An 8,086-nucleotide genomic window follows, 5' to 3' on the forward strand; every position below is an offset into this window, starting at 1 on the left:
AAAAATAATTCGTCGATCGTATAGGGGGGCTGTTAATCATGCAGCCTCTCTTTATTTTTTATTTGATAATAGATAAAGCGCTCATGCCCATCTGCCATGATCTTCCTCAAACGGGCGCACTTGCGGAATAAAAAGCAATTTAAGTCACGTAAATTATCTGAAATAATCAATCCGTTTAATTGAGAATTGTTATCAATTATTGTATATTACATAGTAACGATACATATAATTGAGGGGAGAACATATATGCAAATATATTGGACTAAAATAAATGGGATTATTGAAGAAACTCCTGAGGTTAAAACGTACTTGCTCGACTGTCCGGAAGGCTATATATGGGAAGAAGGTTCCCACGTCCACTTGGCACTGGAAGGTTTTAATGCTGGAGATAAACCAAACCGCAGCCTGATTCGCCACATGTCAATCTCCACTTTACCGCATGAAAATTCAATCGGTATCACAACACGCATCAGAGAGCAGTGTTCTGAGTTTAAAGCGATACTAAGAAGTCTTGAAGTCGGCAATGAAGTTGCAATATTTAAAACGCATTCGAATGTACCGCTTAAAAGAGAAGACAAAAATGTTTACCTGCTGTCATCCGGCGTCGGCCTGGCAACTTTCAGACCGCTTGTACTTGATTATTTCGAACGCGCTGACAACGTCAATCAAATTCATTCCCTGAACATCGATTCATCAAAAGATTTCTTATTCACTAATATTTTTGAATCCGCACCTGATATGAAGTTCACATCACAGTTCGTCGATAACCGTAAAGACTACTATGAAGAAGTGAAAAATCTTGCTGCTGACAAGGATGGACTCTTCTATGTTGTCGGCAGCGACGAATTTCTTGTGCAGAACATTGAAATAATGCGTGAGCGGGGCATCAAGGCAGAACAGATTATGCTCGACAAACATGAACAACAACTGCCTGAATTTTTATCATTTGATTTGTGAATTTAAGTGAGACAAAATTTATTCTTGGTAAATACTAAATAGATGTTCCATTAATGGGTGCCATTCTTGAATAAGACAATTTATAGGAAGGATTGATCTTATAAGTATTTTAGCTTTCTGTCTATTTTTTATCGCTCTTTTTCTCATCGGAGGGCCTTTAAGCGTTCTTCTCCATGAGTTAGGTCACGCTTTGGGACTATTACTTTCTACTAAAGACGAAGTGGCAAAAGTGTATTTAGGCGATTTAACTGATTCAAATAAGGAAACCTTTCGAATAGGCAGGGTCCATTTTCATTTAAGTTGGGGTTTTGTGGGATTTTGTTCCTATACAAGAAATGCAGAGGAATTCACAAAGTTTCAATGGATTGTTTTCATGTCGGGTGGTCCATTACTAACGCTTGTTTTTTGTATTATGTTAATTTTATTTATATTTACAGGTGATGAATATGGACTTTTGAAAAGTATTGCTCTATGGTTAGCGATATATAACTTTTTCCAATTTTTTTGGACAGCTATCCCTATAAGATATCCAGCTTGGCTTGGAGCATATGCAGGCTTGCCTTCAGATGGGTATACAATATTGAAAGTTTTAAAAAGTAAACAACATCATTTTATTCCTTAAACGGGCGCGCTAATCGAATAGTGCGTCCTTATGAATTGGACCATTTTTTCCATTCATTAACAGAAGCAATACGTGAATAAGGCTTGTACCTAATTTTGCTTTAGAGAATCATCTTGTGGAAATAGGCAATGGTAATCAACTTTTATTAAACAAAGGGATTCAACCAAATGAATATTTTGTTGAGGGAGGTAAAAAATAACCTTAATCAAAGTATTTGGAGGAAAAAACATGGAAAATTCAAAGAATAAATTAACATCTGTGGAAATTGGCTCCCTTTGGTCGACTTATATGAGTGCAAGTTTATCTCGGTGTGTTCTTCAGCACTTTACCGAAAAAATGGTGGATAAAGAAATGAAGCAGGTAATAGAGCTCGCACGTAACTTCAGTGCCCAACATATTCAATCCATTGAAGAAATTTTTATAAGTGAGGGATTTCCAATCCCTGCAGGGTTTACAGAAGATGACGTGAATTCGGAAGTGCCCCGTTTATTTTCCGACACCTTTTGTTTAGTCTACGTTAAGCATATGGCGAACTATGGGTTAGGAAATTATGGTACGTATTACTCCTATTCCTCTGATCAAAGAACATTGGATTTTTTTGAACAGGCGTTGATGAAAACAATAAAGTTACAGGATCAATCGACGAAATTAATGTTAGATAAGGGCGTGTATTCCCATGCTCCAAAACTTTCGTATCCTGAACATTCAAATTTTATACAAGACGAAAAGTATTATTTGAATATTGGGCTTTTTACAAATGACAGGCCCTTAAATGCTGTAGAGATCCGACACCTTTATAAGAGTACGATAACGAATACTATTGGTGGCTACTTATTGTTAGGCTTCAGCCAGGTTACTGATTCCCAAGAGGTCAGAGACCATATGCTGAAAGGAAAAGGCATTACAGACAACCACAGGGAGTCCTTAAATCAAAAAATTAAAAATGAAAACCTTGATCCCCCTTCTTTTCCGGATTTTGAAGTGACCGACTCAACCATTTCACCTTTCTCCAACAAATTGATGATGGGACATGTTGCATTTCTTGCTGGCATTGGTATTTCTGATTATGGTATAGCAATGGGGCAATCCCAAAGAGCTGATTTAACTTTTTTATTTGGAAAGCTAATAACAGGATCCGAACGTTATGCAAAAAATAGTGCAGAATTGGCCATTAAGAATAAATGGCTGGAACAACCACCTCAGTTTTCTAACGTTCAGCGTTCCTAGTTAATCTGCCCTGTTTCAGTGAAAAGGTATTAAAAATAAACCAATAATGGATAGAAGGCTCCAACTGCACGGAGTCTAATTGGACTAATAGGATTCGGGGCAATCAGTTTTAATCAGAATAGGACATAGAAGGATAGGGCGATAGAAATGGAAAAACTGCTATGGAGCATTGCCCTTCCCGGTTTTGGCCAACTTTTGAACCGTAAGTTTTTAAAGGGAATCTTACTTATCTTTTTGGAGTTTTTGGTCAATGTACTGGGGAATTTTAATAAAATTATTATTTTTAGTTTTCAGGGAGATATTGATATGGCCATTGAACAGGCAAACAACCAATGGCTAATGTTTTATCCCTGCTTGTATTTCTTCGCGATGTGGGATGCATATAAAGATGCAGGTGGAGGAAATAAACCGTATGCATTTTTGCCATTCGTATTTGCAGCCTACTTCGTGACTGTTGGAACTATTTATTCGTCAAAATTAACAATTTTTGGAGTGCTATTAGGTCCTATTTGGCTTCCAATGTTGAGTGTTATTCCAGGTCTGATTGTGGGATTTTTGTTGAAAATAATACTAACAAAAAAGCTGGCCAGTTAGCGTTAGAAGGCAAATACCCAGGGGACCTTAAAAAGAAGTGGAGGGAGCTAATTCTCTACTTCGCTGACTAAATAATATCCCAATATTGAACAGCTTTTGTTGATTATTCTTTTGTGAAAATCCAGATTTGGAGTCGCCGTGCCTTGCGGATAACTGTCCGCATTGAAATTACAATACCCCAACCCTATTAACAAAAAACATTTAGCTAAGTGGCTAGGGATCCGTTCGGTAGGCTTGTCAATATTTTAATCCATCTATAAATGAATGCTCTGTGGGATGTACATCAAGATGTTAAGCAATCGGGCGCTTTAATGGAATAAAGGGGCGCCTATTTTACATGGGTATGCAAAGTTATTGAATATTCCGAATCTGGCCTTTTCGAGGGTTTGTGCAAAAATACCCAACATGCAGTTCAAAATGGACTAGATTCATCAAAAAAAGATTCGAAAATGATAAAGATAAAGGATTTCTTAAAAAAGGAAGGTGTATCATTGCCAACCACGAGCGAGGAAAAACCGAAATCCAATCCCGATGACATTCCACAGGGTGTTAAAATGACTGATAGTGAGTTGGCGAATACCGTTTCCAATGGCTGCTGTTATTTCATTTTGTGGAACATCCATTGCTCAATGTATCCGTAATGATGTGGCAATTATGTTTCTTGAGATTCAAACTGAGGTTTTAAAATTTAATACACCCTTTAAAGAGCAAATGAAGAAAAAGGGATGGCTTAAAATACCTCCATATTATTATACTTCCAATAAGGCAGAATAGTAATCAAAATTATAAACATTCCTGAAGATAAAAATGTTAACTGTCCATCTTCAATCAATGTAAAAAGGATGAGGTCACCACTCATCCCTTTTTGTTATCCAGCTCTGTACAGCAGAGCACAGCACTAGACTTTTCCTATGGCTTTAATATGACTTTTATACAATTGTCTTCTCGTTTATTGAAAATATCATAGCCATGTTCCGCTTCATCCAACGATAGTTTATGGGTAATAATTGAGGTTGGGTCAATCTCATTATTGACAACCATATCGTATAACTTTGGCATATATCCACGAGCAGGTGCTTGTCCCATCCTAAGGGTGATATTCCTTGAAAAAAAAGGTCCTAATGGGAACATATTATAAAGGCCACCATAAACACCCGTTAATTGTACAGTTCCACACTTTTTGACTGCTTTCGTTGCAATTTGTATCGGTCCAAGTGTTCCGCCTTGCAACTTCAGTTTTTGTTCCACAAATTCTAATGGTGATTTCTTTCCGTCCATACCAACACAGTCAATGACTACATCAGCTCCACCCTTGGTAATTTCTTTTAACGTTTCACCCATGTCTTTGTCTTTTGTGAAATCAAATGTTTCTGTGTGATTTACTTTTTTTGAATGATGCAAGCGATAGTCATAATAATCAACCGCAATTACTCTTTTTGCTCCTTTTTTCCATGCAAATTGCTGCGTCAGTAAACCAACAGGCCCACTACCTAGAACAATAACCGTATCTCCCTCTTTAACACCTGCATGTTCTACACTCCAGTATGCTGTCGGCAAAACATCGGACAAGAAAAGCAACTGGTCATCCTCCAATTCGCAGTTTTCAGGAATAAGAAAAGGTGTATAATTTCCAAAAGGAACACGAAGATATTCAGCCTGTCCACCAGGATAGTTACCGTATTTTTCCGAGTAACCTAATAGTCCACCTGAATCATAATGAGGGTTAGAGTTATCACATTGACTTTCTAGATGTTGAGAGCAATATGGACATGTACCACATGCAACCGTAAATGGAATAACGACTCGATCTCCTTTTTTCACTTTGGTTACGTCTGGTCCAACTTCTTCCACAATCCCCATTGGTTCATGGCCAATAACATAACCAATTGGAAGAGGAAAGTCTCCTTTGTAAAGATGTAAATCGGAACCACATATTGCAGTAGAAGTTATTTTTACAATGACATCTTCACGATCTTGAATAGTAGGGTCATCTACTTGTTTTACACTGATAGAGTTTTTTCCTTGGTATGTTACTGCTTTCATAAGCATCTATCCTCCAGAATAATTAAATTTACATCATTATAATCTGTTAATAACCAGTAATTATACGTAAACGTAAACTATAATTAAAACTAATTGCAACTCAACTTTTTTTCACACTTTTTATACTTTTTTTGTAATGAACAACATAAACATTCTATAGAAAAAAATTATTTCTATAGGGATGTTTTTGCCCGTCCCCTCGACAGGGTTATATCCAGAATAATCTGACTATCTTGTGGCCATAGATTGTTGCAACTACACGGTTTTTTCCCATTTTTTCAACAGTAAGATCAGAGCTAGCTTGAATTACAAACGAGTCTTTCAAAAAGTGTACTTTTTTAGGAGGTTTCTATGGATCAAAAGGATCAAAGCCGTCAATTAGAGCTAATAAAGCAAATGCAAGAAATGTTTAAAGCGAACCTGAAAATTCAACCTTATCCCATGTACCCTAACTATGGGAAAATCACACGTTACGAAGAAGTTCCGATAAATTTACCTGAACAGCGCCAGCTGCAACATCCCGGAGTGGAAAAATTGATGGTACCCCTTCCCATTATCGAAAACCCGAACTATGAAGGGAGTGGAAAGTTAACAGGAAAAGTAGCACTTATTACAGGGGGTGACAGTGGTATTGGTGCAGCAGTAGCAATTGCGTTTGCTAAAGAAGGCGCAAATGTTGCCATCGCTTATTTAGATGAACACGAGGACGCAAACCGAACAAAAGCAAGGATTGAACAACTCGGACAACGTTGTTTTCTAATGCCTGGTGACTTGCGAGACAAACAACAGTGTATCTCTATTGTAGAACAAACAGTAAATACGTTTGGACGTCTCGATATTCTTTGTAACCACGTTGGTATCCAATTTCAACAACTAAGCCTGCTTGACATTACAGATGAGCAATTCGATGATACCTTCAAGGTTAATATATACTCTCATTTTTACACAACAAGAGCAGCGCTTCCTCATTTAAAACCAGGCAGCTCAATCATTGGCACAACTTCAGTGGTGACGTATGTAGGTGAGCAGCAAATGATTGATTATACGGCCACAAAAGGCGCAATAGTTGGCTGGACACGTGCCTTGGCCAAAAATGTCGTGAAACAAGGGATCCGAGTCAATGCCGTCGCTCCCGGCCGAATTTGGACTCCACTTATTCCAGCAAGTTTCTCGTCAGACCAAGTCGCTGTATATGGCGCATTTAATCCAATGGAACGTGTTGCCCATCCATTTGAACTTGCACCAACCTTTGTCTATCTTGCTTCTGATGATTCTCGTTTTGTTACTGGTCAAGTTCTTCATGTTGATGGGGGAGAATCAACAAATTCATAATGGAAGGGGGTACCATTTTGAGATATGAATTTAATCCAGAAGTAAAGCTATTGCTAGTAAACTATTCAAATGAAAAAGTAAAGATGGTCTATATGGAGGATTCCTGGCCAATGCCTAAAATAGGACTGAGACCACCGTACTATTGCTACCCAAGTTATGAGCCGAATTATCCAATAATCTAAATAGTAACAGGCTTTGAATAGAACCGTTTATAAAATAATTGCATCTCTTTACCCTTTAGATTTAAGTTGTCTGAAGGGTATTTTTATGGTAAAAGGAATATAGGAATATGCCGCAAACGGGCCAGATTGTTGAATAGGGAGATAAGTCTAGACAACCCGTTGTATGGTCTGCAATGTATATATATTTGTTGAAAACAAAACATAAGAGGAAAATTGAGATTTATAGGGGAGTTTTATTGAGGTGAAAGTAGCGTACGTAATTGAAATATCTGCAGTAATAATAATTATTTTTCTTCTAATCATTTTCGTTCCCAAGAATAAAATTCGTGAAGCAAGTGTAATTTTAATGTTCAAACAGCTGATAACATGGATACTGGGGCTTGCCGTTGTTCAGTTAAATTGGCTCGAATACCCTGACCGAGTTTTTTTTTCAGATGCGACACAAACAAGTTTTTCATTTGAATATATCTGTTATCCAGCCTTATGTGTATTTTTTATTTTGTATTATCCGAAGCAGTATGGATGGGTTGGTCAATTTGTGTATTACTTCGTATATTGCTCTGCAATTACCATTCTAGAAGTCTTGATTGAACATTACACAACGGCTATTAAATATAATGAGGAATGGCATTGGTACTCGACTTGGTTATCTTTATTTGTAACTTTTTATATTTCGCGGAAATTTTATTTATGGTTCTTTAAGGAAAAGGAAAAAGGTGATTCTTATGGATAGAAAACTTAAAACATAAACGGGCGCAGTTGGGGAATAAAGACCAGCGCCCAAATGCCATTGTAGTGCACGTTTATGTAACACGATAAGGTAGAAGGGAACAAGTGCCTGTCAGTTAGAGCATCGTTATTTGGTTCGTGTATAATACGGTTCATGAGCATACTGCTTAATAAAGTTATGGGCAGTATGCTAGAATATATTCGAGAATGATAAAGGGAGGAAGTGCTATATGAGTCGACACATTGCAGTCCTTGTAACAGACATGGTAGAAGAAATTGAATTAACTGATCCTGTGAAAGCTTACAAAGAAGCTGGGCATACGGTAGATATTATCAGTAATGAAGCAAAAAAAACCATCAATGGCAAAAATGGGGACGAAATACAAGCAGATAGAGGCAT

The 8,086-nt window shown here is 37.3% G+C and carries 9 protein-coding genes; 8 read left to right on the forward strand and 1 reads right to left on the reverse strand.

Annotated features, from left to right (window positions below):
• The first annotated feature begins 246 nt into the window (after nt 1-246).
• From CEG13_RS18355 to CEG13_RS18375, 5 genes are all read left to right on the forward strand, one after another.
• Nucleotides 247-957 carry a dihydropteridine reductase gene (locus tag CEG13_RS18355; RefSeq protein WP_100013343.1) on the forward strand — a complete coding sequence of 237 codons (711 nt, stop codon included), beginning with the start codon at nt 247-249 and terminating at the stop codon, nt 955-957.
• Nucleotides 958-1,147: 190 nt separating this feature from the next.
• The gene (locus CEG13_RS18360) at nt 1,148-1,579 is read left to right on the forward strand and encodes a hypothetical protein (protein ID WP_100013344.1); all 432 of its coding nucleotides are present in this window, start codon (nt 1,148-1,150) and stop codon (nt 1,577-1,579) included.
• Nucleotides 1,580-1,807: 228 nt separating this feature from the next.
• Nucleotides 1,808-2,806: a DUF3231 family protein gene (locus CEG13_RS18365; RefSeq protein WP_100013345.1), complete on the forward strand. Its 999-nt coding sequence runs from the start codon at nt 1,808-1,810 to the stop codon at nt 2,804-2,806.
• 147 nt (nt 2,807-2,953) lie between these two features.
• Nucleotides 2,954-3,400: a hypothetical protein gene (locus tag CEG13_RS18370; protein WP_100013346.1), complete on the forward strand. Its 447-nt coding sequence runs from the start codon at nt 2,954-2,956 to the stop codon at nt 3,398-3,400.
• A gap of 588 nt (nt 3,401-3,988) precedes the next feature.
• Nucleotides 3,989-4,174, forward strand: a complete 186-nt coding sequence (locus CEG13_RS18375; protein ID WP_100013347.1) for a DUF3231 family protein — start codon at nt 3,989-3,991, stop codon at nt 4,172-4,174.
• A gap of 135 nt (nt 4,175-4,309) precedes the next feature.
• Here the strand turns inward: CEG13_RS18375 and CEG13_RS18380 are convergent, their stop codons facing one another.
• Nucleotides 4,310-5,443, reverse strand: coding sequence for a zinc-dependent alcohol dehydrogenase (locus CEG13_RS18380; RefSeq protein ID WP_100013348.1), 1,134 nt, complete (start codon nt 5,441-5,443; stop codon nt 4,310-4,312).
• 351 nt (nt 5,444-5,794) lie between these two features.
• On the opposite strand from CEG13_RS18380, the gene CEG13_RS18385 reads away from it, so the two are divergent.
• From CEG13_RS18385 to CEG13_RS18395, 3 genes are all read left to right on the forward strand, one after another.
• Entirely contained in the window at nt 5,795-6,775 is a 981-nt protein-coding gene (locus tag CEG13_RS18385; protein WP_100013349.1) for an SDR family oxidoreductase, read from the forward strand.
• A 423-nt stretch (nt 6,776-7,198) separates the two neighbouring features.
• A complete protein-coding gene (locus CEG13_RS18390; RefSeq protein WP_100013350.1) occupies nt 7,199-7,690 on the forward strand; it encodes a CBO0543 family protein in 492 nt (163 codons plus the stop codon).
• Nucleotides 7,691-7,916: 226 nt separating this feature from the next.
• On the forward strand, nt 7,917-8,086 hold a 170-nt coding region (locus CEG13_RS18395), incomplete at its 3' end, for a DJ-1/PfpI family protein (protein ID WP_192869572.1).

Source organism: Lentibacillus sediminis (assembly GCF_002763455.1).
Classification (GTDB): domain Bacteria; phylum Bacillota; class Bacilli; order Bacillales; family Amphibacillaceae; genus Lentibacillus_D; species Lentibacillus_D sediminis_A.

What these genes read in the sequence shown, in the direction of transcription:
- CEG13_RS18355 (WP_100013343.1), top strand. Translation starts at nt 247, where the DNA reads ATGCAAATATATTGGACTAAAATAAATGGGATTATTGAAGAAACTCCT.
- CEG13_RS18370 (WP_100013346.1), top strand. Translation starts at nt 2,954, where the DNA reads ATGGAAAAACTGCTATGGAGCATTGCCCTTCCCGGTTTTGGCCAACTT.
- CEG13_RS18385 (WP_100013349.1), top strand. Translation starts at nt 5,795, where the DNA reads ATGGATCAAAAGGATCAAAGCCGTCAATTAGAGCTAATAAAGCAAATG.
- CEG13_RS18375 (WP_100013347.1), top strand. Translation starts at nt 3,989, where the DNA reads ATGGCTGCTGTTATTTCATTTTGTGGAACATCCATTGCTCAATGTATC.
- CEG13_RS18380 (WP_100013348.1), bottom strand. Translation starts at nt 5,443, where the DNA reads ATGAAAGCAGTAACATACCAAGGAAAAAACTCTATCAGTGTAAAACAA.
- CEG13_RS18365 (WP_100013345.1), top strand. Translation starts at nt 1,808, where the DNA reads ATGGAAAATTCAAAGAATAAATTAACATCTGTGGAAATTGGCTCCCTT.